At 70.0% G+C, this 24,738-nt stretch carries 19 protein-coding genes; 11 read left to right on the top strand and 8 right to left on the bottom strand.

From position 1 onward, the window contains the following. Positions 1 to 248: 248 nt before the first annotated feature. The 11 genes from urtE to AC07PZ_RS21150 all read left to right on the top strand — a co-directional run bounded on the left by urtE (position 249) and on the right by AC07PZ_RS21150 (position 15,813). Positions 249 to 941 carry an urea ABC transporter ATP-binding subunit UrtE gene (urtE, locus tag AC07PZ_RS21200; protein WP_495297119.1) on the top strand — a complete coding sequence of 231 codons (693 nt, stop codon included), beginning with the start codon at positions 249 to 251 and terminating at the stop codon, positions 939 to 941. Positions 942 to 1,044: 103 nt separating this feature from the next. Beyond that, the gene (locus AC07PZ_RS21195) at positions 1,045 to 2,595 is read left to right on the top strand and encodes an efflux transporter outer membrane subunit (RefSeq protein ID WP_495297118.1); all 1,551 of its coding nucleotides are present in this window, start codon (positions 1,045 to 1,047) and stop codon (positions 2,593 to 2,595) included. Between the two features lie 5 nt (positions 2,596 to 2,600). Then, positions 2,601 to 3,794, top strand: coding sequence for an efflux RND transporter periplasmic adaptor subunit (locus AC07PZ_RS21190; protein WP_495297117.1), 1,194 nt, complete (start codon positions 2,601 to 2,603; stop codon positions 3,792 to 3,794). Then, positions 3,791 to 6,979, top strand: a complete 3,189-nt coding sequence (locus tag AC07PZ_RS21185; RefSeq protein WP_495297116.1) for an efflux RND transporter permease subunit — start codon at positions 3,791 to 3,793, stop codon at positions 6,977 to 6,979. Before AC07PZ_RS21190 ends, AC07PZ_RS21185 begins: the two co-directional genes overlap by 4 nt. Before the next feature lie 47 nt (positions 6,980 to 7,026). Continuing rightward, positions 7,027 to 7,737, top strand: a complete 711-nt coding sequence (locus AC07PZ_RS21180) for a heavy metal response regulator transcription factor (RefSeq protein WP_495297115.1) — start codon at positions 7,027 to 7,029, stop codon at positions 7,735 to 7,737. Next, positions 7,734 to 9,131 (top strand): heavy metal sensor histidine kinase, encoded by a 1,398-nt coding sequence (locus AC07PZ_RS21175; protein ID WP_495297114.1) that lies wholly within the window; start codon positions 7,734 to 7,736, stop codon positions 9,129 to 9,131. Before AC07PZ_RS21180 ends, AC07PZ_RS21175 begins: the two co-directional genes overlap by 4 nt. Before the next feature lie 75 nt (positions 9,132 to 9,206). Further along, positions 9,207 to 10,460 carry an MFS transporter gene (locus tag AC07PZ_RS21170; protein WP_495297113.1) on the top strand — a complete coding sequence of 418 codons (1,254 nt, stop codon included), beginning with the start codon at positions 9,207 to 9,209 and terminating at the stop codon, positions 10,458 to 10,460. Beyond that, on the top strand, positions 10,457 to 11,911 hold the full coding sequence (locus tag AC07PZ_RS21165) for an MFS transporter (RefSeq protein WP_495297112.1): 1,455 nt from the start codon (positions 10,457 to 10,459) through the stop codon (positions 11,909 to 11,911). The genes AC07PZ_RS21170 and AC07PZ_RS21165 overlap by 4 nt, the downstream gene beginning before the upstream one ends. A gap of 76 nt (positions 11,912 to 11,987) precedes the next feature. Beyond that, positions 11,988 to 12,611: a sugar dehydrogenase complex small subunit gene (locus AC07PZ_RS21160; RefSeq protein WP_495297111.1), complete on the top strand. Its 624-nt coding sequence runs from the start codon at positions 11,988 to 11,990 to the stop codon at positions 12,609 to 12,611. 69 nt (positions 12,612 to 12,680) lie between these two features. Beyond that, the gene (locus AC07PZ_RS21155; protein WP_495297110.1) at positions 12,681 to 14,333 is read left to right on the top strand and encodes a GMC family oxidoreductase; all 1,653 of its coding nucleotides are present in this window, start codon (positions 12,681 to 12,683) and stop codon (positions 14,331 to 14,333) included. A gap of 4 nt (positions 14,334 to 14,337) precedes the next feature. Continuing rightward, positions 14,338 to 15,813 (top strand): c-type cytochrome, encoded by a 1,476-nt coding sequence (locus tag AC07PZ_RS21150; RefSeq protein ID WP_495297109.1) that lies wholly within the window; start codon positions 14,338 to 14,340, stop codon positions 15,811 to 15,813. Here the strand turns inward: AC07PZ_RS21150 and AC07PZ_RS21145 are convergent. The 8 genes from AC07PZ_RS21145 to AC07PZ_RS21110 all read right to left on the bottom strand — a co-directional run bounded on the left by AC07PZ_RS21145 (position 15,789) and on the right by AC07PZ_RS21110 (position 24,584). Continuing rightward, a complete protein-coding gene (locus tag AC07PZ_RS21145) occupies positions 15,789 to 16,604 on the bottom strand; it encodes an alpha/beta fold hydrolase (RefSeq protein WP_495297108.1) in 816 nt (271 codons plus the stop codon). The two genes, AC07PZ_RS21150 and AC07PZ_RS21145, sit on opposite strands and share 25 nt — an antisense overlap. After that, positions 16,601 to 17,581, bottom strand: coding sequence for a M14 family zinc carboxypeptidase (locus tag AC07PZ_RS21140; protein WP_495297375.1), 981 nt, complete (start codon positions 17,579 to 17,581; stop codon positions 16,601 to 16,603). The genes AC07PZ_RS21145 and AC07PZ_RS21140 overlap by 4 nt, the downstream gene beginning before the upstream one ends. Before the next feature lie 358 nt (positions 17,582 to 17,939). Next, positions 17,940 to 18,680 carry a dienelactone hydrolase family protein gene (locus AC07PZ_RS21135; RefSeq protein ID WP_495297107.1) on the bottom strand — a complete coding sequence of 247 codons (741 nt, stop codon included), beginning with the start codon at positions 18,678 to 18,680 and terminating at the stop codon, positions 17,940 to 17,942. A gap of 85 nt (positions 18,681 to 18,765) precedes the next feature. Further along, positions 18,766 to 20,199 carry an MFS transporter gene (locus AC07PZ_RS21130; protein WP_495297106.1) on the bottom strand — a complete coding sequence of 478 codons (1,434 nt, stop codon included), beginning with the start codon at positions 20,197 to 20,199 and terminating at the stop codon, positions 18,766 to 18,768. A gap of 93 nt (positions 20,200 to 20,292) precedes the next feature. Further along, positions 20,293 to 21,528, bottom strand: coding sequence for an MFS transporter (locus tag AC07PZ_RS21125; RefSeq protein ID WP_495297105.1), 1,236 nt, complete (start codon positions 21,526 to 21,528; stop codon positions 20,293 to 20,295). Further along, positions 21,525 to 22,274, bottom strand: a complete 750-nt coding sequence (locus AC07PZ_RS21120; protein WP_495297104.1) for an aspartate/glutamate racemase family protein — start codon at positions 22,272 to 22,274, stop codon at positions 21,525 to 21,527. The genes AC07PZ_RS21125 and AC07PZ_RS21120 overlap by 4 nt, the downstream gene beginning before the upstream one ends. An 11-nt stretch (positions 22,275 to 22,285) precedes the next feature. Beyond that, positions 22,286 to 23,701 (bottom strand): dihydropyrimidinase, encoded by a 1,416-nt coding sequence (gene hydA / locus AC07PZ_RS21115; protein WP_495297103.1) that lies wholly within the window; start codon positions 23,699 to 23,701, stop codon positions 22,286 to 22,288. Between the two features lie 67 nt (positions 23,702 to 23,768). Beyond that, a complete protein-coding gene (locus AC07PZ_RS21110) occupies positions 23,769 to 24,584 on the bottom strand; it encodes an ABC transporter permease (RefSeq protein WP_495297102.1) in 816 nt (271 codons plus the stop codon). Between the last annotated feature and the right edge of the window lie 154 nt (positions 24,585 to 24,738).

Genomic DNA, 24,738 nt, shown 5'->3' with positions numbered 1-24,738 from the left:
CTGCGTCGCCGAGGAGCGCAGCGCCATCGGCTGCGCGCGCAGCGCGCTTCAACAACTGACTCGTCGCAGCTGTTTGAGCGCAGTGAACGAAGTGAACGCAGCGAGTTCTGCGACGCAGCCGATGGCGCGAGCACCGCAGGGAAGCCGCGAAGCGGCCGGCGCAGTGGGCTGGACTGGCCCGCATCGCCTGCCGGGCGGCGTTCCCAGAAAAACCGATGCGCACTCAACAAATGATGGAGGAGATCCACATGCTCACAGTCAAGAACATTCACCAGTACTACGGCGGCTCCCACATCCTGCGCGACGTGAGCTTCACCGCCACGCTGGGCAAGGTCACGGTGCTGCTCGGCCGCAATGGCGTTGGCAAGACCACGCTGCTGAAGTCGCTGATGGGCCTGGTGCCGATCAAGAGCGGCAGCATCGAATTCGACGGCCAGGCGATCCAGAAGAAGACGCCTTACGAGCGCGCGCGTTCTGGCATGGGCTTCGTGCCGCAAGGCCGCGAGATCTTCGCGCGGCTCACGGTGGAGGAGAACCTGCGCATGGGCCTGGCCTACAAGAGCGGCAGCACGCCGGTGCCGGCCGAGCTGTACGAGCTGTTCCCGGTGCTCAAGCAGATGTTGCATCGCCGTGGCGGCGACCTGTCCGGCGGCCAGCAGCAGCAGTTGGCGATCGCACGGGCACTGGCGCCCAAGCCCAAGCTGCTGATCCTCGACGAGCCGACCGAAGGCATCCAGCCGTCGATCATCAAGGACATCGGCCGCGTGATCCGCATGCTGGCCGACCGCGGCGACATGGCCATCGTGCTGTGCGAGCAGTACTACGACTTCGCACAGGAACTGGCCGACGACTACCTGGTGATGGAGCGCGGCGAAGTCATCGCGCGCGGCCTGGGCAAGGACATGGAAGCCAACGGCGTGCGCCAACTGGTGGCGATCTGACAAGTGCCGTGGCGGTTGTGGCCGCTCGGCGGCGCGAAACTGACAGAACTGTCATGAAGTCGACAGCGTGAGGTCGGGGGAGGGTGCCTAGAGTGCCCTCACCATGGACCTCTTCGATGCACGCGCGCGGCCGCACTCTTCGCTCTCTCCGCAGTCGCCGCCTTCGCCGTACCTCTCCGGCAGGCCGGCCCTGCTTGCAGTCGCCGCCGTGGCGGCCATGCTGCTCGCCGGTTGCGCCGTCGGCCCCGACTACGTGCGTCCGCGCGTCGACGTGCCCACGGCCTACAAGGAAGACCAGGGCTGGAAACCCGCCGACCCGCAGGTCATCGACGCCGCGCATCCCTGGTGGGGCCTGTACGGCGACCTGACGCTCAGTGCGCTGGTGGCGCAGGCGAACCAGGCCAACCAGAACATCCGGCAGGCCGAGGCGGTCTACCGCGAAGCGCGCGCGCTCGGCGACGCGGCCCGTGCCGGCTTCGCGCCGACCGTCGGCCTCAACGCCGGCGCGACACGCGCCAAGACCGACACCAGCGGCACGGTCCGGCTCGGCGACGCCTACAGCCTCGGTCTTTCCGCGAGCTGGGAGCCGGACGTCTGGGGCGCGGTGCGACGCGCCGTCGAGGCCGGCGACGCCAGCGTGCAGGCGAGCGCGGCCGACCTGGCGGGCGCACGGCTGAGCATCCAGTCGACGCTGGTGCAGGACTACCTGCAGGTGCGCGTCATCGATCTGCAGCGCAAGCTCTACGCCGCCACGATCGACGCCTACGGCAAGTCGCTGGCGCTCACGCGGCACCAGTACGCGGCCGGCATCGTGCTGCGCTCCGACGTGGCTCTGGCCGAAAGCCAGCTCGCGACGGCGCAGGCACAGGCGGTCGACCTCGATCAGCAGCGCAGCCTGCTGGAACACGCGATCGCCGTGCTGACCGGGCAGCATCCTTCGAATTTCACGCTGGCCCCGGTCGACACGGCCGATGCCGGGCAGCTGTCGGTACCGGTGATCCCGCCGGGCCTGCCCTCCACCCTGCTGGAGCGCCGCCCCGACATCGCTGCGGCCGAGCGCCGCATGGGCGCCGCCAACGCGCAGATCGGCGTGGCGCAGGCCGCCTTCTATCCGCAGCTCGTGCTGAGTGCGAGCGGCGGGTTCAACGCCGCGTCGCTGGGCGCGCTGTTCGACACGCCGAGCCGCGTGTTCTCGCTGGGTTCTGCGCTGGCGCAGACCGTGTTCGACGGTGGCCTGCGCCGCGCGCACAGCGACCAGGCCATCGCCACCTACGACGCGGCCGTGGCGCTCTACAAGCAGACCGTGCTCGCCGGCTTCCAGCAGGTCGAGGACGACCTGGCCACGCTGCGCGTGCTCGAACACGAATCGGCGCTGCAGGCCAAGGCGGTCGAGTCCGCCCAGCTCTCCGAGCGGCTCGCCACCAGCCAGTACCGCGCCGGCACCACGAGCTACGTCAACGTCGTCACGGCGCAGGCGCTGTCCCTCACGGCCCAGCGCAGCGCCGCGCAACTGCTCGGCCGCCGGCTGGTCGCCAGCGTGGCGCTCATCGCGGCCACCGGTGGCGGCTGGCGCACCGCCGACAGCGATCCCAGCCTCGCGGCTGCCACATCTCCGCAGGCCGTGGCCGGCCTGCCAGCCCGTTCCGGAAATTGACGCCCATGACCACCCACCCTCTTCCTTTCCAACGCCGTTCGATCGGGGTCGCGGCTGCCGCGCTGCTCGTCGTGGCTGGCGCCGCCGCCTGGTCGGTGAACCACCGCGCCTACGCGGCCAAGCCGGAGGCCGCCGCCAAGGCGCCGCCCGTCCAGGTGACGACCGTCCGCGTCAAGCGGCAGGACGTCCAGGTCTACCGCGCCGGCATCGGCACCGCGACCTCGATGGCCACCGTCACCGTCAAGGCGCGCATCGACGGCCAGCTCGACAAGGTCGGCTTCGTCGAAGGGCAGGACGTGAAGGCCGGCCAGCTGATCGCGCAGCTCGACCCGCGCACGCTGCAGGCGCAGCTCGCACAGGCCCAGGCCACGCGCGCCAAGGACCAGGCGCAGCTCGCCAATGCGCGCGCCGACCTGCAGCGCTACACCACGCTGATCGGGCAGGACGCCGCCACCCAGCAGCAGGTCGACACGCAGAAGGCACTGGTCGCCCAGCTCGATGCCGCCGTGCAGACCGACAACGCCGCGGTGCAGTACGCGCAGGTGCAGCTGAGCTTCACCCGCATCGTGTCGCCGATCAACGGCCGCGCCGGCGCGCGGCTGGTCGACCCCGGCAACATCGTGCATGCGACCGACACCGGCGGCCTGGTCGTCATCAACCAGGTCGACCCGATCGCGGTGCAGTTCACGCTGCCCGAAGAAGTGGTGCAGGACATCCGCCGCGCCCAGCAGCAGAGCGACCAGCCGCTGGGCGTGGTGGCCTACGACCGCAGCGGCACCGAGCTGCTCGGCAACGGCAAGCTGATCCTGCTGAACAACCAGATCGACACCACCACCGGCAGCGTCCAGCTCAAGGGCAGCTTCGCCAACCCGACGCATGCGCTGTGGCCGGGCCAGTTCGTCAACGTGCGGCTGCAGCTGGGGCTGCGGCATGACGCGTTGACGGTGCCCGCCGCCGCGGTGCAGCGCGGCCAGGAGAGCACCTACGTGTGGACCGTCGCGGACGACGGCACCGCGGCCAGCACGCCGGTGCACGTGGTGCAGATCGCCGACGGAACGGCGGTGATCGACAAGGGCCTGGCCGACGGCCAGCGCGTGGTGCTCGACGGCCAGTACAAGCTGCGCGCCGGCTCCACCGTCGTCGAGCCGGCCAAGAACGGTGCGGCAGCGGCCAAGCCGGCCGGCGGGAGCAGCAATTGAGCATTTCCGCCGCCTTCATCAAGCGCCCGATCGGCACCACGCTGCTGGCGATCGCGCTGCTGCTTATCGGCGCGGCGGTGTTCCCGCTGCTGCCGGTCGCGCCATTGCCGCAGGTCGACTTTCCGACCATCCAGGTGTCGTCGACCCTGCCGGGTGCGAGTCCGGAGACCATGGCCTCGAACGTGGCGCAGCCGCTGGAGCGCCAGTTCTCGCTGATCGCCGGCCTGTCGCAGATGACCTCGACCAGCGGGCTCGGTTCGACGCAGATCACGCTGCAGTTCGACCTCGACCGCAGCATCGACGCCGCGGCGCTCGACGTGCAGGCCGCCATCAACGCGTCCACCGGCCAGCTGCCGGCCAACCTGCCGAACCCGCCGACCTTCCGCAAGGTGAACCCGGCCGACTCGCCGATCCTGATCCTCGCGGTTCAGTCGAAGACGCTGCCGCTGACCGAAGTCAACGACTACGCCGACAACATCCTCGCGCAGCAGATCTCGCAGATCTCCGGCGTGGGCCTGGTCAACATCGGCGGCGTGCAGAAGCCCGCCGTGCGCATCCAGCTCGACCCGGCCAAGCTGGCCGCGCTCGGCCTGAGCCTGGAAGACGTGCGCACCGTGCTGACCACGGCCACGGTCAACCAGCCGAAGGGCACGATCGACGGTCCGAACCAGAGCTTCACGGTCTACACGAACGACCAGTTGCTGAAGTCGGGCCCGTGGAACGACGTGGTGCTGGCCTACCGCAACGGCGCGCCGATCCGCGTGCGCGACCTGGGCGTGGCGGTCGACGGACCCGAGAACGCGAAGATCGCCGGCTGGGCCTACGCGGGTGCCGCGGCGCCCGAAGGCAGCACGGTGCAGAACGGCCGTTCGATCGTGCTGGCCATCACCAAGCAGCCGGGCGCCAACGTGATCGAGACGGTCGACCGCATCAACGCCGCACTGCCGCGCCTCAAGGCGTCGATTCCGCCGACCGTCGAGGTCAACCCGATCATCGACCGCACGCAGACCATCCGTGCGTCGGTGACGGACGTGGAGTTCACGCTGCTGCTGACGATCGTGCTGGTGGTGGCGGTGATCTTCGTGTTCCTGCGCAACGTGCCGGCCACGCTGATCCCGAGCGTTACCGTGCCGCTCGCACTGCTGGGCACCGTCGGCGTGATGTACCTGCTCGGCTACAGCCTGGACAACCTGTCGCTGATGGCGCTGACCATCGCGGTCGGCTTCGTGGTGGACGATGCCATCGTGATGCTGGAGAACATCTACCGCTACGTCGAGGAGGGCATGTCGCCGATGGAGGCGGCCTACAAGGGCGCCGGCGAGATCGGCTTCACGATCATCTCGATCTCGGTGTCGCTGGTGGCGGTGTTCATTCCGCTGCTGCTGATGGGCGGCATCGTGGGCCGGCTGTTCCGCGAGTTCGCGGTCACGGTCACGCTGACCATCGCGGTGTCGGTGGTGATCTCGCTCACGCTCACGCCGATGCTGTGCTCGCGCTTCCTGAAGAACGAGCACGCGCGCAAGCATGGCCGGCTCTACCTGCTGTTCGAGCGCGGATTCGATGCGATGCTGGGCGGCTACAAGCGCGGGCTGGACACGGTGTTCAAGCACCAGTTCCTCACGCTGTGCGCCTTCATCCTCACGGTCGCGGCCACCGGCTTCCTGTTCGTGATCATCCCGAAGGGCTTCTTCCCGCAGCAGGACACCGGCTTCATCTCGGGCTTTGCCGAATCGGCCCAGGACGCGTCGTTCGCGTCCATGAACGCCCGCATGATCGCGCTGGCCGACGTGGTGCGGCGCGACCCGGACGTGACCGGCTTCGGCATGAACGGCAGTTCGTCCACCTACAACACCGGCAACTTCTTCATCAGCCTGAAGCCGAAGGAAGAAGGACGCACGGCCACGGCCGACGAGATCATCACGCGGCTGCGGCCACAGCTGGCCAAGGTGCAGGGCGTGAACCTGTTCCTGCAGGCCGGACAGGACATCCGCGTGGGTGGCCGGTCGTCGCGCACGCAGTACCAGTACACGGTGACCGACGCGAACCTGGACGAGCTCAACACCTGGGCGCCCAAGCTGCTGCAGCGCTTCCGCCAACTGCCCGAGCTGACCGACCTGGCGTCCGACCAGCAGAACGCCGCCGCGTCGGCCGTGCTGACGATCGACCGCGACCGGGCGTCCAGCTTCGGCATCAGTCCCTCGGCGATCGACGCCACGCTGTACGACGCGATCGGCCAGCGCCAGGTGGCGCAGTACTTCACGCAGCTCAACAGCTACCACGTGGTGCTGGAAGTGACGCCCGAGCTGCAGCAGGACCCGGCGCTCTTCAGCAAGCTCTTCCTGACTTCGCCGCTGACGGCACAGCAGGTGCCGCTGTCGACCTTCGTGAAGGTCGACACCAGCAAGACGGCCTACCTCGCGATCAACCACCAGGGCCAGTTTCCGGCGGTGACGATCTCGTTCAACCTCGCGCCAGGCCATGCGCTCGGCGAGGCGGTCGACGCCATCAACAAGGCGCAGGCCGACATGGGCCTGCCGCAGTCGCTCTCGGGTGCGTTCCAGGGCACGGCGCAGGCCTTCCGCGACTCGCTGTCGTCGCAGCCCTACCTGATCGCCGCGGCGCTGGTCGCCGTGTACATCGTGCTCGGCCTGCTGTATGAGAGCTACATCCATCCGCTGACGATCCTGTCGACGCTGCCGTCGGCCGGCGTGGGTGCGCTGCTGATCCTGATGGCGGGCGGCTACGACCTGAGCGTGATCGCGCTGATCGGCATCATCCTGCTGATCGGCATCGTGAAGAAGAACGGGATCATGATGATCGACTTCGCGCTCAAGGCCGAGCGGGAGCAGGGCATGGCGCCGCAGGAGGCGATCTACCAGGCCTGCCTGCTGCGCTTCCGCCCGATCATGATGACGACCATGTGCGCGCTGCTGTCCGGCCTGCCGCTGATGCTCGGCCATGGCTCGGGCTCGGAACTGCGCCGGCCGCTGGGTTACGCGATGGTCGGCGGTCTGATACTGTCGCAGGCACTCACGCTGTTCACGACGCCCGTCGTCTACCTGTATCTCGACCGTGCCCACTATTGGTATCAAAGCCGCAAGGAGGCGCGGGCCGCCCGCAAGGCCGCCCGGGCCGGCGTACCGCCGGGTGCGCCGCCCGGCGCGCCGCTCGAATCGCACGGATGAGCGCTGAAAGCGCGGTGCACGGCCCGCAGACGGAGACAAGACCAGCCATGAAGATCCTGATCGTCGAAGACGAAATCAAGACTGCCGACTACCTGCACAAGGGGCTGACGGAGCAGGGGTGCGCGGTCGACATGGCGCACGACGGCCTGGACGGCCAGCACCTGGCGATGCAGCACGATTACGACGTGATCGTGCTCGACGCGATGCTGCCCGGCCTGGACGGCTTCTCTGTGCTGCGCTCGCTGCGCACCGTCAAGCAGACGCCGGTGATCATGCTCACCGCCCGCGACCGGGTGGAAGACCGCATCAAGGGCCTGCACGACGGTGCCGACGACTACCTGATCAAGCCGTTCTCCTTTCTCGAACTGCTGGCGCGCCTGCACGCGCTGAACCGGCGCGGCCGCACGCAGGAGCCGATGCAGCTGCGCATCGCCGACCTGCAGGTCGACCTGCTGGGGCGCAAGGCTTTCCGTGGGAGTGGTGGCGGTGGCACGCGCATCGACCTCACGGCCAAGGAGTTCGCGCTGCTCGCGGTGCTGGCGCGGCGCCAGGGCGAGATCCTGTCGAAGACCGCGATCGCCGAGCTGGTGTGGGACATGAACTTCGACAGCAACACCAACGTGGTCGAGGTCGCGATCAAGCGGCTGCGCGACAAGATCGACGTGCCCTTCGCCGCGTCGTCGCCCAAGCTGCTGCACACGATCCGCGGCATGGGCTACGTGATGGAAGTGCGCAACGAGGAAGGCTCGCCGCCGTGAGGCGTTCGATCACGGCGCGGCTAGTGCTGATGTTCGCGGGCACCGCACTGGCGGCCTTCCTGCTGATCGGCGCCGCACTGCAGAGCGTGCTCTCGCGCGAGCTGGAGCGCCACCAGTACGAGGAGCTCAACACCACGCTCGCGAGCCTTCGCTACTGGATCCAGGCGATCGGCACGCCCGAGCGCTGGGCGCGTGTCCGGGCACGGATGGACGCGCTCACGCCCGAGGACGGCAGCGTGCGCTTCTGGGTGCTCAGCGACGACCCGCGCTTCCAGTACGGCAAGGGTCTGGCGGAGATCGACGGCCTCACGCGCGAGGCCGACGGACGCGGCAGCGACATCCTGCTGCCCGGGCAGGAGCGGCCGTACCGCACGCTGTCGGCCCACATTCCGCCGCTCGACGACCGGCCCACCGTGCGGCTCATCGTCGGGCGCAACTCCGAGCCGTACACGCGCACGCGCGAAACCTTCCTGACGGCGCTGCTCGCGCTCGGGCTGGGCGCCGTGCTGGTGGTGGCGATGGCGGGCTACTGGATCGCGCGGGTCGGGCTGCGGCCGCTGGAGCGGCTGTCCGACGAGGCGCAGGCGCTGCGGCCCAAGACGCTGTCGCAGCGGCTGCAGACGACCGCGCTGCCGGTCGAGCTGTCGGCGCTGACCGAGGCCTTCAACGGCGCGCTGGCCCGGCTGGAGCAGGCCTATGCGCAGCTCGAGGCCTTCAACGCCGACGTGGCGCACGAGCTGCGCACGCCGCTGGCCAACCTGATCGGCGGCACGCAGGTCGCACTGTCGCGGCAGCGCAGCGCGCCCGAGCTGCAGGACGTGCTGGCCTCCAATCTCGAGGACCTGGAGCGGCTGCGCTCCATCGTCAACGACATGCTGTTCCTCGCGCGTGCCGATCGCGGCGAGCTGGCCACCGGACGCGTGCGCACGCCGATCGCCGAGGAGGTGCGCAAGACCATCGAGTTCTTCGAGTTCGTGCTGGATGACACCGGCGTGCAGGTCCGCATCGAAGGCGACATGGCGATGCAGGCGCGGCTCGAGACCGCGCTGTTCCGGCGCGCGATGTCCAACCTGCTGCAGAACGCGATCGAGCATTCGGAGGCCGGCGCGGTGCTGACGGTTTCGCTGCGGGAGGAAGGCGCGGCGACCTGGATCCGGGTGTCGAACCCCGGCGACCCGATCGCCCCGACGCACCTGCCGCTGCTGTTCGACCGCTTCTACCGCGTCGACGCGGCGCGTCGCGGCCAGGGCGAGCACCACGGCCACGGGCTGGGCCTGGCGATCGTCAAGGCGGTCGCCGCGATGCACGGCGGGCAGGTGAGCGTCGTCAGCGCGGACGGCGTCAACACCTTCGGCTTCAGCGTGCCCTCGGACACCGAAGTGCCGGAAGACTGAGTGGACTGCATCCTCGCGTCGGTCGTGTTACGGTCGGAGGCTCAGGGTAACTACCAATCCGTCAGCCTTCCACCGATGAATCCCGTCAGCGCCTCCCCGCCTTCCGACGAGGCGTCCACGCCTTCCTCCCCCGATGCCGCACGCGACCGGACCCTGATGCGGGCGGTGCTCGCACTCGGCGTCGGCGGCTTCGCGATCGGCACCGGCGAGTTCGTGATCATGGGGCTGCTGCCCGAGGTCGCGCGCGACATCGGCGTGACCATTCCGCAGGCCGGCCACGTGATCAGCGCCTATGCGCTGGGCGTCGTGATCGGCGCGCCGGTGCTCGCCGTGCTGGCCGCGGGCTGGCACCGTCGGGCCTTGCTGATCGCGCTGATCGCCGTGTTCGCACTGGGCAACTTCGCGACCGCACTGGCGCCGGGCTACCTGTCGCTGAACCTGCTGCGCTTTGCGACCGGCCTGCCGCACGGCACCTATTTCGGCGTCGCCGCGCTGGTGGCCGCCACGCTGGCGCCACCGGGCCAACGGGCCCGCGCGGTCGGGCTCGTGATGCTGGGCCTGACCGGCGCCACGCTGGTCGGCGTGCCGATCGCGGCCTGGCTCGGCCAGCTGTTCGGCTGGCGCGCGGCCTTCGTGTTCGTCGGCGTGATCGCGGCCATTGCCATCGAGCTGCTGCGCCGGAACATCCCCGACATCCCGGCGGCGAGCGGCGCGAGCCCGATGCGCGAACTCGGCGCGCTCAAGCGCAAGCAGGTCTGGCTCACGCTGGGCATCGGCGCGATCGGCTTCGGCGGCATGTTCTCGGTGTTCAGCTACATCAAGCCGACGCTGACCGAGGTGGCCGGGCTGTCGATCGGCGCGGTGCCGCTGGTGCTCGCGCTGTTCGGGGTCGGCATGGTGATGGGCAACGTGGTCGGCTCGCGGCTGGCCGACAAGTCGCTCATGCGCACCATCGGCGCCTTGCTGGTCTGGGCCACGCTGGTGCTCACCACCTTCTCCTTCGCGGCGCACTACGCGGCCACCGCGGCGATCAACGTGTTCCTGATCGGCACCATCGTCGCCATCGGCCCGGCGCTGCAGATCCGGCTGATGGACGTGGCCGGCGACGCGCAGACGCTGGCCGCCGCGCTCAATCACTCGGCCTTCAACATGGCGAACGCGCTCGGCGCCTGGCTCGGCGGCGTGGCGATCAGCGCCGGCCTGGGCTGGACCTCGACCGGCTGGGTCGGCGCCTTGCTGGCGGTGGCCGGCTTCGGCGTCTTCTGGTGGTCGCTGCGCTCGGACCGCCGCTCGGCGAACGGGGCCAAGGCGGAGCGGGCCGCATCGTGAGCGCGACGGAGAACGCCAGGAACGCCAGTGCGGCGCTGCCGCTGCTGGTCGCCGCGGCCTTCTTCATGGAAAACCTCGACGGCACGGTGATCGTCACCGCGCTGCCGCAGATGGCGCAGTCCTTCGGTGTGCGGCCGGTGGACATGAGCATCGGCGTGTCGGCCTATGTGCTGACGCTGGCCGTGCTGATCCCGGCCAGCGGCTGGGTGGCCGACCGCTTCGGCGCGCGGCGCGTGTTTGCCGCGGCCATCGTGCTGTTCACGCTGGCGTCGGCACTGTGCGGCTTCAGCACCGGCCTGGCCAGCTTCACCGCGGCACGCGTGCTGCAGGGCGCGGCCGGCGCGATGATGGTGCCGGTCGGCCGGCTCGTGGTGCTGCGCAACACGTCCAAGGCCGGACTGATGCGCGCCATCGCGACCATCACCTGGCCCGGGCTGGTGGCGCCGATCCTGGGGCCGCCGGTCGGCGGCTTCATCACTACGCACTGGTCGTGGCACTGGATCTTCTTTCTCAACCTGCCGCTGGGCCTGATCGGGCTGATCGCGGCGCTGCGGCTGATCCCGGCGGGCGGATCGCCCGGCGCGGCAGCGCGGCGGCCTTTCGACGGCAGCGGCTTCGTGCTGACCGGTGGCGCCTGCCTCGCGTTGATGGCCGGCGTCGAACTGCTGAGCCACGGCGGGCACGGCATGGCCGCCGTGCTCTGCATGCTGGCCGCGCTGGGCCTGGGCTGGCTGGCGGTGCGGCATGCGCGCGGCCATCCGCATCCGCTGGTCGACCTGTGGGCGCTGCGCGTGCCGAGCTTCGCCGTCACGGTGTACGGCGGTTCGCTGTTCCGCCTGTCGATCGGTGCCGTGCCCTTCCTGCTGCCGCTGCTGTTCCAGCTCGGCTTCGGGCTCGATGCGTTCCACGCGGGCCTGCTGGTGCTCGCGGTGTTCGCGGGCAATCTCGCGATGAAGCCGATGACCGGCGCCGTGCTGCGGCGCTTCAACTTCCGCACCGTGCTGCTGGTCAACGGGCTGGTCAATGCGGCGGCGATCTTCTCGTTCGCTTTCCTGTCGCCGGACACGCCCGTGGCCGTGATGGCGGCGGTGCTGTTCGTCAGCGGACTGGCGCGGTCGATGCAATTCACCGCGCTCGCCACGCTGGCTTTCGCCGACATGCCGCAGGACCGCATGAGCGGCGCCAACACGCTGTTCAACACCTCGCAGCAGATGGCGATCGGCATGGGCATCGCGCTCGGCGCGGTGGCGTTGCGCATGGGTGCGCTGCTGCTGGGTGACGACGCGGCTGCAATGGGGTCCGGTGCGGCGTCGCTGCCGCTCGGCGAGTTCCGCATCGCCTTTGCGGTGATCGGTGTGATCGCATTGCTGGCCGTGGTCGACGCGCGCAAGCTGCGCCGCGATGCGGGCGACGAAGTTCGGCTCGCGCAGGCCAAGGCCAAGCCCGGCTGAGTTCCCGCGCCTGCATGTCGTTGTCGGCCAGGGGGCCGGCAGCGTGTTTTCAGACAACCTTTTCGAGGAGAAATCCATGTCCCCCGATTTCCCGTCCGACGTGAACGCACCGGCCGGCATCCGCCGGCGCGATGCCGTGCTCGCCGCCGCGGCCGTGGTCGCGCAATCCGCGTTGCTCGGTTGGCCGACCTCCGGTGGTGCGCAAGCCGCCGCCAGCACGGCCGGTGCGTCCGCCGTGCCTGCCGACAGCGCGGCGGTCGCCCGCTTCCTGGCGTTCTCCAAGGCCATCACGGGCCACGACGACATCGATCCGCTCACGTCCTCGCGCATCCGCGAAGCGATGCGCCAGGGCGATGCCGCGCTGGCAGGCCAGATCGACGCACTGGGCGCGCTGCTGCAGCCGGGCATGACGCCAGACGCTCTGCTGGACGCGGCTGCTTCTTCCGGCCTTCGTGGGACAGCGCTGTCCGTGGTTGCTGCCTGGTACACGGGCACCGTCGTGGCCGGCGGCAAGACGACCGTCGTCGCCTACGAACAGGCACTGATGTACCGCCCGGTGGCCGACGGCCTGACTGCGCCGACGTACTGCAACGAAGGGCCGCTGTGGTGGACCGCGCCACCGCCCGAAGCCGGCGTGCCGCCGCCGCAGCAGGCGGCGCATGCATCGCCCACGCCGCCACCGGTGATGCGCTCGCAGTAGCGCACGACCGACGAGGCGACTCCGCACGTCCCGGCCACGGAACCCACAGAACAACAGAAAGAATTCCCGATGAAGAAAGCAGTATTCGATTCGAACGGCGACGCCCAGGCGGACGTCGTGGTGGTCGGCTCCGGCGTGGTCGGCGCGATGATCGCCGACCAGCTCGCCGGCCAGGGCCATGCGGTGCTGATGCTCGAGGCCGGCCCGCGCATCCAGCGCGCCCAGGCGGTGGAGAACTGGCGCAACATGCCTTTCGCCAACCGCGCGGGCTCCGACTTCCAGGGCCTGTTTCCGCAATCGCCGCTCGCCCCCGCACCGCTGTACTGGCCGCCGAACGACTACGTCGGCCTCTCCGGTCCGGACGGCAAGGGCTTCCAGCAAGGCTACCTGCGCGTGGTCGGCGGCACCACCTGGCATTGGGCGGCGTCGAGCTGGCGCCACCTGCCGGTCGACCTGCGCATGAAGTCGACCTACGGCGTGGGCCGCGACTGGCCGATCAGCTACGACGAGCTGGAGCCGTATTACTGCCGCGCCGAGGAGGAGATGGGCGTGGCCGGCCCGAACGATCCGGCGCAGCAGTCGCCGTCGGAACGCAGCAAGCCGTACCCGATGGACATGGTGCCCTGGAGCCACGGCGACAAGCGCTTCGCCGAGGTGGTGAACGCCCACGGCTACCGCTCGGTGCCGATCCCGCAGGGCCGCAGCACGCGCCCCTGGAACGGCCGGCCGACCTGCTGCGGCAACAACAACTGCCAGCCGATCTGCCCGATCGGCGCGATGTACAACGGCATCCACCACGTGCAGACCGCCGAGGACAAGGGCACCACGCTGCTGCCCGAGGCCGTGGCCTACCGCATCGACACCGACGCCAACAACCGCATCACCGCGGTCCACTGGTACGACAAGGACAGGAAGTCGCACAAGGCCACCGGCCGCCAGTTCGTGATCGCCTGCAACAGCCTGGAAACGCCGCGTCTGCTGCTGCTGGCGGCCAACGAGCGCAACCCGCACGGCATTGCCAACAGTTCCGACCAGGTGGGCCGCAACATGATGGACCACTCGGGGTTCCACTGCACCTTCCTGGCCAACGAGCCGCTGTGGATCGGCCGCGGCCCGGCGCAGAGCAGCTGCCTGGTCGGCCCGCGCGACGGCGCCTTCCGCAGCGAGTATTCGTCGAACAAGATGATCCTCAACAACATCACGCGGGTCGCGCCGGCCACCCAGCAGGCGCTCAAGCTGGGGCTGGTCGGCAAGGCGCTCGACGAGGAGATCCGCCGGCGCGCGATCTTCGGCGTCGACCTGTCGATCAGCCTGGAGCCGCTGCCCGACCCGAACAACCGCCTCACGCTGAGCGCGACCCGCAAGGACCCGCTCGGCCTGGCCTGCCCCGAGGTCCACTACGACGTGGGCGACTACGTGCGCAAGGGCGCCGCGGCCGCGCACAAGCAGCTCGAGCACATCGGCAGCCTGTTCGGCGCGACCGAGTTCAACATCACCACCGCGCTCAACGCCAACAACCACATCATGGGCGGCACCATCATGGGCGCCGACCCGAAGGACTCGGTGGTCGACGGCGACTGCCGCACCCACGACCACGACAACCTGTGGCTGCCCGGCGGCGGCCCGATCCCGTCGGCCAGCGTGGTCAACAGCACGCTGACCATGGCCGCGCTCGGCCTGAAGGCGGCCGATGCGATCGGCCGCGCACTGGCGAAGGGTTGACGGCATGACGAACTCGCTGACTTCCTCGATGCAACGTGCCGCCGCGGCGCTGGGGCTCGCGCTTGCGCTGGCCGGTGCCTGCCTGCTCGCGCCGGGTGCCGCCGTCGCACAGCCCGCACCGGCGCCGCAGGCGACCGATGCCGCACCGCAGGCACTCGTCGACAAGGGCCGCCAGCTCGCCATTGCGGCGGACTGCATGGCCTGCCACACGGCGCCGAAAGGCGGCAAGCCCTTCGCCGGCGGCTACGCGATCGACTCGCCGCTGGGCACCATCTACGCCACCAACATCACGCCGTCGAAGGCCGGCGGCATCGGCGACTACACCGAGGCCGAGTTCGCCCGCGCGCTGCGCCAGGGCGTGCGGCGCGACGGCAGCCACCTGTACCCCGCGATGCCCTACACGTCGTACACGCAGCTCAGCGACGCCGACACGGGCGCGCTCTATGCGTACTTCATGCATGGCGTGGCGCCGGTCGATGGCGCGGGCACGCAGACCGCGCTGCCGTTTCCCTTCAACATGCGCTTCTCGATGGCCGTGTGGAACCTGATGTTCCTCGACGACAAGCGCTTCGAACCCGACGCATCGAAGAGCGCCGAATGGAACCGCGGCGCCTACCTGGCCGGCGCGCTCGGCCATTGCAGCGCCTGCCACACGCCGCGCAACGCGCTGATGGCCGAGCGCGACAGCCAGGCTTTCGCAGGCGGCATGGTCGGCCCCTGGTACGCGCCCAACATCACGTCCGACCCGGTCAGCGGCATCGGCGCATGGAGCGAAGCCGAACTGGTTCAGTACCTTCGCACCGGCCGTGTCGAAGGCAAGGGCCAGGCCGCGGGTGGCATGGCGGAGGCGGTGACCAACAGCCTGCAGTACCTGCCGGCTGCCGACCTGAAGGCGCTCGCCGTGTACCTGAAGGCCACACCGCCGATCCGCGACGCGCAGGACCGTGGCGACAAGCCCGCCCACGCCTGGGGCGCGGCCTCCAGCGTGGAGGCCACGCTGCGTGGCGCTGCGCCCTTCAACAGCACGCAGCGCATCCGCAGCGGCGAAGCGCTGTTCAGCGGCTACTGCGCAAGCTGCCACCAGGCCAGCGGCGCGGGCAGCCGCAACCAGGCCTATCCCTCGCTGTTCCACAACACGGCCACCGGTTCGCCGAACCCCGCGAACCTGGTCGCCGCCATCCTCTTCGGCGTGGACCGCGAGGTCGACGGCCAGCACGTGCTGATGCCGCACTTCAATGCCATGTCCTTCGTCGATCCGCTGAGCGACGAAGAGATCGCGTCGGTGTCGAACTACGTGCTGGGCCGCTACGGCAACCCGGCCGCGCATGTGAGCGCGAACGACGTGAAGGTCGCCCGTGCGGGCGGTGCGAAGCCGCTGCTCGCGGTCGTTCAGCCGTACATCCTGCCGGCGATGCTGGCGGGGTTGCTGCTGCTGGCGGTGCTCGTCGTCTGGGTTCAGCGGCGGCGCACCGCCCACTGAGCGGCCTGCGTAGCGAGCCATGCGCCATCGTCCAGCGGCAGGTCGTGGCCGGCGGTCGGATGCACATGGATCTCCACGCCCCAATGCCGCGCCAGCCGCTGCGAGCAGCTTGAATCCACCAGCCCGTCGCGTGCGCTCGTGAGCACCAGCATCGGCACTGCTGGCGCCTGCTGCGGCGCCCGGTAGCGGGCCGCGGCCAGCAGTTGCCGCAGCGCGTTCGCCGCCGACACCGGATGGGCCCGGCGCAGGGCGGTCCAGGCGTCGATGACCGCGTCGTCGCCCACATGGTGCCGGCTGGTCAGGCGCAGCACGGTGCGCTCGCGATGGCGGTCCGGCTGCGGCCACAGCGCGAGCCCGAGCAGCGCGGCGTAGTTGGCCGGTCGCAGCCGATGGAACCACGGGCTGAACGGACGCAGGCTGGTGTTGACCAGTACGCAGCCAGCGAGTTCGTTCGGGTGCCGCGCCGCCCATTCGACCGCGACCATCGCGCCCATCGACATCGCCAGCAGATGCACCGGGCCGTCGATCGACATGGCGCGCAGCTGGGCGCGGCAATGTTCCACGGTCGCCTCGATGCGTGTCGGGCTGGGTGCGCCGTGCAGCTTGCCGTTGCCCGGCAGGTCGATCGCCACGACCGTGTCTCGTGGAAGCCGCGCGCGCAGCAATTCAGGAAAATCACCCCAGTGACCCGTCTCGCGCGTGAGGCCACGCAAGAGCACCCAGGTCGTGGCGGTGGTCGTGCGCATCGTGGGCAACGCGCCCGACGTGTTCGTCGTGTCCAACGTGCTCACCGCGCGCGGCCTTCGCGGCTGTTCGGGCCTTCGTACCAGCGCGTCATCGCCTGCACGCGGTGCCGTTCGCGCTCGGCGCCGGTCGGCACCCAGCGCGCATGGCTGCCGGTCGCCCGCATGATGAAGTCGAGCCAGCCCAGATGCGTGCGCAGCACGCGCTGGTGCCGGTGCGTGATCATCGGATTGAAGATGCCGTGCCGCGAGAACAGTTGCCGCGGGTTCTTCTTGATCCACAGCCACGAGCCCATCTCCAGCGTCAGCGGCAGGAACACGCCGCCGTCGCGCCGGCTGCGCGCGCTCAGGTAGAGGTGGTCCCACAGGTCGCCGTGCGTCAGGTACTGCCGGCTCTGCGGCTCCAGCACGTAGCGGTGGTGCAGCAGCGTCTGGTCGTGGATCTCGCAGAGCGCATGGATCTCGGGCAGGTGCTCGATCGGCCGCGCCGTGTGCGCATAGGGGAACCAGATGCGGTCGGTCAGGCCGAAGCCCGAATGGCAGTCGACCGCGATGCTGAAGCGGCGGCCCAGCAACTGCTCCTCCACGATTGCGCAGAGTGCCGCACTCTCGGCTTCCATGGGTGCGCCTTCGACGCCGCGGTACCAGGGCAGCGTGGCGCTGACGCGCTGGCCGCCGATCAGGTAGGGCACACGGTCGAGCGCGTCGACCGGCGCATTGCGCATGAGGTCGACGCTGCGCGGGTTGGCACGCGTGCCGAGCCAGACGCCGCCGGGGTTGACCAGCGGCACGAACAGCAACCGGATCGATTCCAGCTGACGGTGCAGCGCCTGGTCCCAGGGCAGGCGCATCACCAGGCTGCGCAGGTAGGCGATGGTCACCTCGGCGCCGATGCGCTCCAGCCCATGCACGCCGCCGAAGAAGCCGACCGCGGGCACGTCGGGCCGGTCGCTGCCCAGCAGGTAGGCGTTGACCGGAAAGCGCCGGCCGCCGGCCTCGACCTCGCACAGTCGGCGTTCGGCCATCCACGGGCCGGCGAGCCGGACGAGGGTTTGCAGTTCGAGCAGCTCAGGCAACTCCGGTGGTCCGGGCGGTTCGGGCAGGTCCGTGGATGAGGTCACGCGGTGCGTTCGGTCGGCGGCGGTGGATCGACCGGCCAGCGTAGCAATGGCGCGTGTCATGGGGATGTCATGCCGGCGGAATACGGTGCCGGCATGGTCCCCGTACTTCATCCTTCGACAGGCCACCGCGTGCGTGGCATCGGCTGCGCCTTGCTGTGGGGCGCGTTCGAGCTGGTCGCACTGGCGCGCTCGCGCTGGTCCGCGCGGCTGCATGCGGTCCGCACCCGACATTCGCGATGAAGTGCCGAGCGCTTCCTGCTGCTCAGCCTCGCAGCGTTCGATCGAACAAGGCCTGCATCGCTTCCCAGCCGCGATCGGCCGCAACAGGGTCGTAGACGGGGAAGTCCGGCACCATCCAGCCGTGGAAGGCGCCGGGGTACATCTCGGCGCGGTAGGGCACCGCCGCCTGGGTCAACGCATCTTCGAGACGCGCCGCCATCGACGGTGGGTAGCTGTCGTCCTTGTCGGCGCTCGCGATGTACACCTGTGCGGCCAGGCCGGGCACGAGCCGGTGCGGGCTGGTCGGTGCATCGGTCGCGAGGTTGCCGCCGTGGAAGCTCGCGACGGCCGCGAAGCGCTCGGGATGGGTCGCCGCCGCGGCGATGGCCAGGCCGCCACCCATGCAGAAGCCCACGGCGCCGATCCGGGTGCCCGCGACGTCCTTGCGCGTGTCGAGATAAGCCAGGAAGGCACCCGTGTCCTCGGCCGCCTTGTCGGTGCCGGTGCTCGCCATGAGCGGGCCGAGGATGGCCATCACGTCGCCCTTGAAGACCTCCTTCGGCACCAGCGGACCGTACGGTCCGTGGCGATAGAAGAGGTCGGGCAGCAGCACGACGTGGCCGGCGTCTGCGAGCCGCTCGGCCATCTGCAGCATCGCCGGGCGGATGCCGCCGGCGTCGCCGTAGAAGATCACCGCAGGCCAGGGCCCATCGCCGTTCGGCGACACGACATGGGCAGAGCAGTCGCCGTCACGGGTTCGGATCGTTGTTTGTTCGGTAGGCATGGAGTTCCTCTTTGGCCGGCGGCCATCTCATGGCCATCTCGCGGCGGTCGATGACAGGCGAGAGGCTCGCGGCATTATGGAAGCGTCATGGCTTGCCGCGTGGCTCGGCGCCGAGCGGCGGTGCGATGTCCTCCAGCGAGCGGCGCTCCGCATTCACCGCAAAGCGCAGCGCGAGCAGGCCGGCGCCGATGACCAGCACCGCACCGATCGCATAGCCCACCGCGACCGCGCCGCGGCTGCCGGTCTCGATCAATGCACCGAACAGCCAGGGTGCGACGAAGCCGCCTGCACCCGTGCCCACCGCGTAGAACAGCGAGATCGCCAGCGCGCGCATCTCGACCGGGAACACCTCGCTGACCGTGAGGTACGCCGAGCTGGCCGCCGCCGACGCGAGAAAGAACACCGCCGACCAGGCCAGCGCCTGGCTGCGCGCGTCGAGCCAGCCGGCCATGAAGGCCACGCCCGTCATCGCCAGGCCGATGCCCGACAGCACATAGGTCGCGCCGATCATCCGGCGCCGGCCGATGCGGTCGAACAGCGGGCCGAGCAGCAACGGCCCGAGCACGTTGCCCAGCGCGAAGGGAAAGATGTAGAGCGCCACGCGGCCTTCCGGCACGCCGTGGAAGCGCGTCAGCACCAGCGCGTAGGTGAAGAAGATCGCGTTGTAGAAGAAGGCCTGCGACAGCATCAGCGCCAGCGCCACCATGCTGCGCTGGCGGTACTGCCCGAACAGCACCTGCGCCACCCGCCGCAGCGTCGGCCCGGTGCCCGGCGTGTACGCAACCGAACCCACCGCGTCGGGCAGCGTGCCGTGCTGGCGGCGCACCTTGGCCTCGATGTCCTGCACGATGCCTTCGGCCTCGTCGGCGCGGCCATGTGCGATGAGCCAGCGCGGGCTTTCGGGCACGTCGCGCCGCACCAGCAGGATCGCAACGGCCAGCGCGGCCCCGAGCCCGAAGGCCGCGCGCCAGCCCCACACGGGGCCGAGCACGCGGGGGTCGAGCAGCACCAGGCTCAGCCCCGCGCCGAGTGCGGCGCCGAGCCAGAAGCTGCCGTTGATCGCGAGGTTCACGCGGCCGCGCACGCGCGCCGGTATCAGCTCGTCGATCGCCGAGTTGATCGCCGCATATTCGCCGCCGATGCCCACGCCCGTGAGAAAGCGGCACGCCGCGAAGAAGGCGAAACCGGGCGAGAACGCGGTCGCGAGCGAGGCCACCGTGTACACCGCGAGCGTGATCAGGAAGAGCTTCTTGCGCCCGAGCCGGTCGGCCAGCCGGCCGAAGAACAGCGCGCCGACCACCGCACCGCCGATGTAGAGCGAGCCGGCCGCGCCGATCTGCGAGGCGCTCAGCGCCAGCGTGTCCGCTCGCTCGAGCACGCCGCCCAGCGAGCCGACCAGCGTGACCTCAAGTCCGTCGAGCACCCAGGCGATGCCCAGCGCGATCACCACGCGCCAATGCCAGCGCGACCAGGGCAGCCGGTCGAGGCGGGCGGGGATGTCGGTGTGCAGCACGGTCATCGTTGCCGCACTGTAGGCAGGCACCGGCCGGCAACGCTGTCGGCCGATCGCCCGAATGGCGACGCGAAACTGGAGCGCCGTGCAGCCCGGCCGTCAGCGACGCCGCAGCAGCAGGCTCATGCCCATGACGCCGGTCGTCGCGAGCAGCACGGCGAAGGCCGTGCTGGTGTCCGCGGCGCCGTCCATCGCGGCGAAGGCCAGCGGCGCCGCGGCGATGCCCGAGTAGCCGAACAGCAGCGCGGCACCGGTGACGGCACCAGCGCGTTCGGGCCCGGCGATGCGCGAGATCTCGGCCACCATCACGCCGTTCCAGCCGCTGGCGCTGATGCCGATCAGCGCGAACAGCAGGGCCAGCGCCACCGGTGGCGGCGTGGCCGGCCACAGGAACAGCACCAGCCCGGCCGCGCCCATCAGCAAGCCGAGGCCGCCGAGCAGCCGTGCGGTCGACACGCCCGGCCGCTGCGCCACGCGGCCCCACAGCAGGCGCCCGACCAGGCCGGCGGCCTGCATCAGCGCAACCCAGCCCGCCGCCACGGGCACCGGCAGTTGCCAGTGCTGCACCGCGTGGCTCATCACGAAGAAATTGAGGCAGACCTGCGTCGACATGTAGACCAGCATGGTCAGCGTGAGCAGGCGCAGCGCGGGCGAGGCCGCCAGTTCCGCGAGTCCGCTGCCACCCTGGGCGCCGCCGGCGGGCGCCGTGCTCGTTTGCGCGGCAGGCCCGGCAGGCTCGGCAGATGCGTTGGGTGAACGGCCCGCGTCGCGTGGGGCGCCGTCGCTGCGCACCAGCCGCAGGCACCAGGCGCACACGGCGAGCGCGAGCACCGCCACCAGCGAAAAGGGCCAGGCCGCATGCCGCACCAGCAACATCGGCAGCAACAGCGACCCGGTGACGGCGCCGATCTGGTTGCCGGTCTGCCGTACCGAGAAGATCCAGGGCCTGCGCGCCAGCGGCGTGACGCGCGAAAGCACCGACGCACTGGCCGGTGTCTCGAGCCCGAAGGCGAAGCCCAGCAGGAAGACGGCCGGTGCAAAGGACCAGCGTGCCGGGCCGACGCCCAGTGCTTCCACCGCGAGGCACAGCATCGCGAACATCACTGCAGCCATGCAGAGACCGGCGAGCTGCAGGTCGCCGACACGGCGCACCCACCAGCCGGCCGTGACCGACGACAGCGCGCCGATGCCGAACATCACGCTGCCCAGGACGCCGAGCGACTGCACATCGACACCCAGCTGCGGCGCGAGCACCGACAGCGCGAAGGTGCCCATGGCGACCATCGCCTGCACGGCCATCATGGCCGGCAGCGTGCGCGCGACTGCGCCGCTCAAGGACGCGCCTGGTGGTCGAGCAGCCGCGCGATCGCGTCCGGCAGGCCGCGGTTCGGCTTGAGCGGCGGCGGCGCGAAGCTGCCCGCGGTCGCCTTGCCCGGCTGGAGTGCGCACAGCGTTTCGGCATGGCGCACGGCGCTCGACACGCCGTCGACCACCGGCACCGGCAGCCGGCCGTGCAGCGCACGCGCCAGCCCCGCGAGCGGTGCACCGGCCAGCACGATGACCTCGGCACCGTCTTCCTTCACAGCGCGTTCGCACAAGGCACGCAGCGCCTCTTCATGTTCGCCCTGCACGTTGCCGATGGCGAGCGGCTTGTCGAGCGCGCGGATGCTGGCGAGCCGGCCGACCAGCCCGTTCGCTTCGACGACCTCGCGGTACCAGGCCTGGATGCGCTGCGAGATGGCGACGATCGAGAAGCGATGGCCCAGCAGGCAGGCCGTCGCGAGCGCCGACTCGGTGAGTCCGAGCACCGGCACCGGCAGTGCCTCGCGGATGCCCGCCAGCCCCGGATCGCCGAAGGCCGCGACGATCACCGCATCGTGACCCGCATGGTGCTCGGCCGCGAGCTGCGCGGTCGCGTAGGCGCCGATCAGCGCCTCGAAGCGGGTCTCGATGTAGGCCACGCCGAAGGCGGCGGTCTGCATCGTGATCTCGGTGCCGGGCGACGCGCTGCGCCGGGCCTCGGCCTCGATCAGTGCGGTGACGCTTTCGGAGATGTTGGGGTTGATGACGAGCAGGCGCATGGCGGCCGAGCTTAGCGCCGTCGCGGCATCAGGGTCGGCAGGCCGCAGGCCAGCAGCTCGCCGCGTCCCTTGTGCGCGTGGAAGCTGCCGTCCCACACCACCTCGCCGCGGCTCAGCGTGACGCCGGGCCAGGCCTGCAGCGTCATGCCTTCGTAGGGCGTGTAGTCGACCTCGTGGTGCAACTGCTCGTTCTTCAGCACGAACTCGCGCTCGTCCCAGATCACCAGGTCGGCATCGGCGCCCACGGCGATCGCGCCCTTGCGCGGATGCAGGCCGTAGGCCTTGGCCGGCCCGGTGGCGGTGAGTTCGACGAAGCGGTTGGCCGTCATGCGGCCGGCCAGCACGCCTTCGGACCAGAGCAGCGCCATGCGCGTCTCGATGCCCGGAATGCCGTTCGGAATGTGGCGGAACGCGACCTCTTCACCGTCCGGCTTCTTGCCCTCGGGTGCGTCGTACTTGAAGGGCGCATGGTCGGACGAGAACACGGTGAACAGTCCGTCGTTGAGCCCGTCCCAGATCACCTGCTGGTTGGCCTTGTCGCGCGGCGGCGGGCTGCAGACGCACTTGGCGCCCTTGTAGCTGTCGTCGATGCCGAGGTCTTCCGCGGTCAGGAAGAGGTACTGCGGGCAGGTCTCGGCGAACACGTTCAGGCCGTGCGCGCGCGCCCAGCGGATCTGCTCGACCGCCTCGCGGCCCGACACGTGGACGATCAGGATCGGCACGTCGACCAGCTCGGCCAGCGCGATCGCGCGGTGCGTGGCCTCGCGCTCCACCAGCATCGGGCGCGCATGCGCATGGAAGCGCGGCGCGGTGCGGCCGGCGGCTTCGAGGCGCTTCGTCAGCCACTCGATGCAGTCGGCGTTCTCGGCATGCAGCATGGCCATGGCGCCATGCTCGCGCGCGACCGCGAGCACATCGAGGATCTGGCCGTCGTCGAGCTTCATGTCGTCGTAGGTCATGTAGATCTTGAACGACGTGAAGCCCTCGCGGATCAGCGCCGGCAGTTCTTCCTGCAGCACGGTGGGCGTCGGGTCGCTCACGATCAGGTGGAAGGCGTAGTCGACGTGCGCCTTGCCGGCGGCGCGCGCGCGGTAGTCCTCGACGGCGGCGCGCAGCGACTGGCCCTTCTGCTGCGCGGCAAAGGGGATCACCGTGGTGGTGCCGCCGCAGGCCGCGGAGCGCGTGCCGGTGTCGAAGTCATCGGCGTTGCGTGTCGGCGGCGGCATCGGCTGGTCGAGATGGCAATGCGCATCGACGCCGCCGGGGGTGACGGCGCGGCCGGCGGCGTCGATCTCGCGCCGGCCGGCGGCCAGGCCGAGGCCGAGCTGGACGATGCGGCCGTCGACGATGCCGATGTCGCAATGCATCTCGTCGGCGGCGGTGATGGCCCGCGCATTGCGGATGACGAGGTCGAAGGAAGGATTCATGAAAGGAACAGGTTGAAGGGTGACGGGGCGTGCGGCGGATTCGTCCGCGCACGCATCGGAGTGGTTCTCAACGGATGCGCTTGCTGATGCCGGCCAGGCGTTCCATCAGCACCATGAGCAGCAGCGTGACCAGCACCATCAGGCTGGACACCGCGGCGATGCTCACGTCGAGCCGGCCCTCGAGGTCCTGCCACATGCGGATCGGCAGCATGTCGGTGGACGCATCGCGCAGGAACAGCGACACGGGCACGTTGTCGAAAGACGACATGAAGCTGATGAAGGCGCCCGCGGCGACGCCGGGCGCGATCAGCGGCAACGTGACGCGGCGGAAGGTGTAGACGCGGTTCGCGCCCAGGCTGGCGGAGCTTTCGAGCAGCGCGGGCGGCAGCTGCGACAGCGCGGCGACCGTGGTGCGGATCACATAGGGCACGCCGACCACGGTGTGGCCGATGACCAGCGTCCATAGCGACAGCTCGACGCCGATGCGCGAGAAGTAGATCAGCGAGGCCAGGCCGAAGGCCAGCGCGGGCAGGATCAGCGGCGACATGAAGAAGGAGTCGAGCACGCGCGCCATCGTCTTCTCGGAGCGCGCGATGGCCATGGCGGCGCCGACGCCGAGCACCACGGCAAGCAGCGTCGACGCGCTCGCCACCTTCAGGCTGTTGAGTGCGGCGTATTGCAACTGGAATGCATCGGGCAGCGACGCGTACCAGCGGAACGAGTAGCCCGGTGGCGGGAACTTGAGCGAGAAGCCGTTGGTGAAGGACAGCACGATCACGATGACCGTGGGCGCGAGCAGCAGCAGGGTGGCGATCGCCGCGATGCTGCCGAGCACGGTGGTCAGGGCGATGCGCGAGGCTTCGTGTTTGCGTCCGGCGCTCATGTGTGTTCTCCGTGCCTGTCTCGGCACTGCCTGTGTTCGGGGAGGGGCCGGGAGCGGGGGCAGGAGCGTGTACGTTGGCGCGTGCGCAGGCCACCGGGTACTCCCCTCCGCGAATGTCCCCCGCCTTCGGCTCCTCCTTGATTTCGCTGCGGGG

This window comes from Variovorax sp. GW821-FHT10B04, from assembly GCF_059415645.1.
This window is presented reverse-complemented; position numbering and strand designations above follow the sequence as displayed.

Coding starts and splice junctions, on each gene's coding strand:
- urtE (WP_495297119.1), top strand. CDS start 249: ATGCTCACAGTCAAGAACATTCACCAGTACTACGGCGGCTCCCACATC.
- AC07PZ_RS21195 (WP_495297118.1), top strand. CDS start 1,045: ATGGACCTCTTCGATGCACGCGCGCGGCCGCACTCTTCGCTCTCTCCG.
- AC07PZ_RS21190 (WP_495297117.1), top strand. CDS start 2,601: ATGACCACCCACCCTCTTCCTTTCCAACGCCGTTCGATCGGGGTCGCG.
- AC07PZ_RS21180 (WP_495297115.1), top strand. CDS start 7,027: ATGAAGATCCTGATCGTCGAAGACGAAATCAAGACTGCCGACTACCTG.
- AC07PZ_RS21170 (WP_495297113.1), top strand. CDS start 9,207: ATGAATCCCGTCAGCGCCTCCCCGCCTTCCGACGAGGCGTCCACGCCT.
- AC07PZ_RS21160 (WP_495297111.1), top strand. CDS start 11,988: ATGTCCCCCGATTTCCCGTCCGACGTGAACGCACCGGCCGGCATCCGC.
- AC07PZ_RS21155 (WP_495297110.1), top strand. CDS start 12,681: ATGAAGAAAGCAGTATTCGATTCGAACGGCGACGCCCAGGCGGACGTC.
- AC07PZ_RS21150 (WP_495297109.1), top strand. CDS start 14,338: ATGACGAACTCGCTGACTTCCTCGATGCAACGTGCCGCCGCGGCGCTG.
- AC07PZ_RS21140 (WP_495297375.1), bottom strand. CDS start 17,581: ATGGCCGAACGCCGACTGTGCGAGGTCGAGGCCGGCGGCCGGCGCTTT.
- AC07PZ_RS21135 (WP_495297107.1), bottom strand. CDS start 18,680: ATGCCTACCGAACAAACAACGATCCGAACCCGTGACGGCGACTGCTCT.
- AC07PZ_RS21130 (WP_495297106.1), bottom strand. CDS start 20,199: ATGACCGTGCTGCACACCGACATCCCCGCCCGCCTCGACCGGCTGCCC.
- AC07PZ_RS21120 (WP_495297104.1), bottom strand. CDS start 22,274: ATGCGCCTGCTCGTCATCAACCCCAACATCTCCGAAAGCGTCACCGCA.
- hydA (WP_495297103.1), bottom strand. CDS start 23,701: ATGAATCCTTCCTTCGACCTCGTCATCCGCAATGCGCGGGCCATCACC.
- AC07PZ_RS21110 (WP_495297102.1), bottom strand. CDS start 24,584: ATGAGCGCCGGACGCAAACACGAAGCCTCGCGCATCGCCCTGACCACC.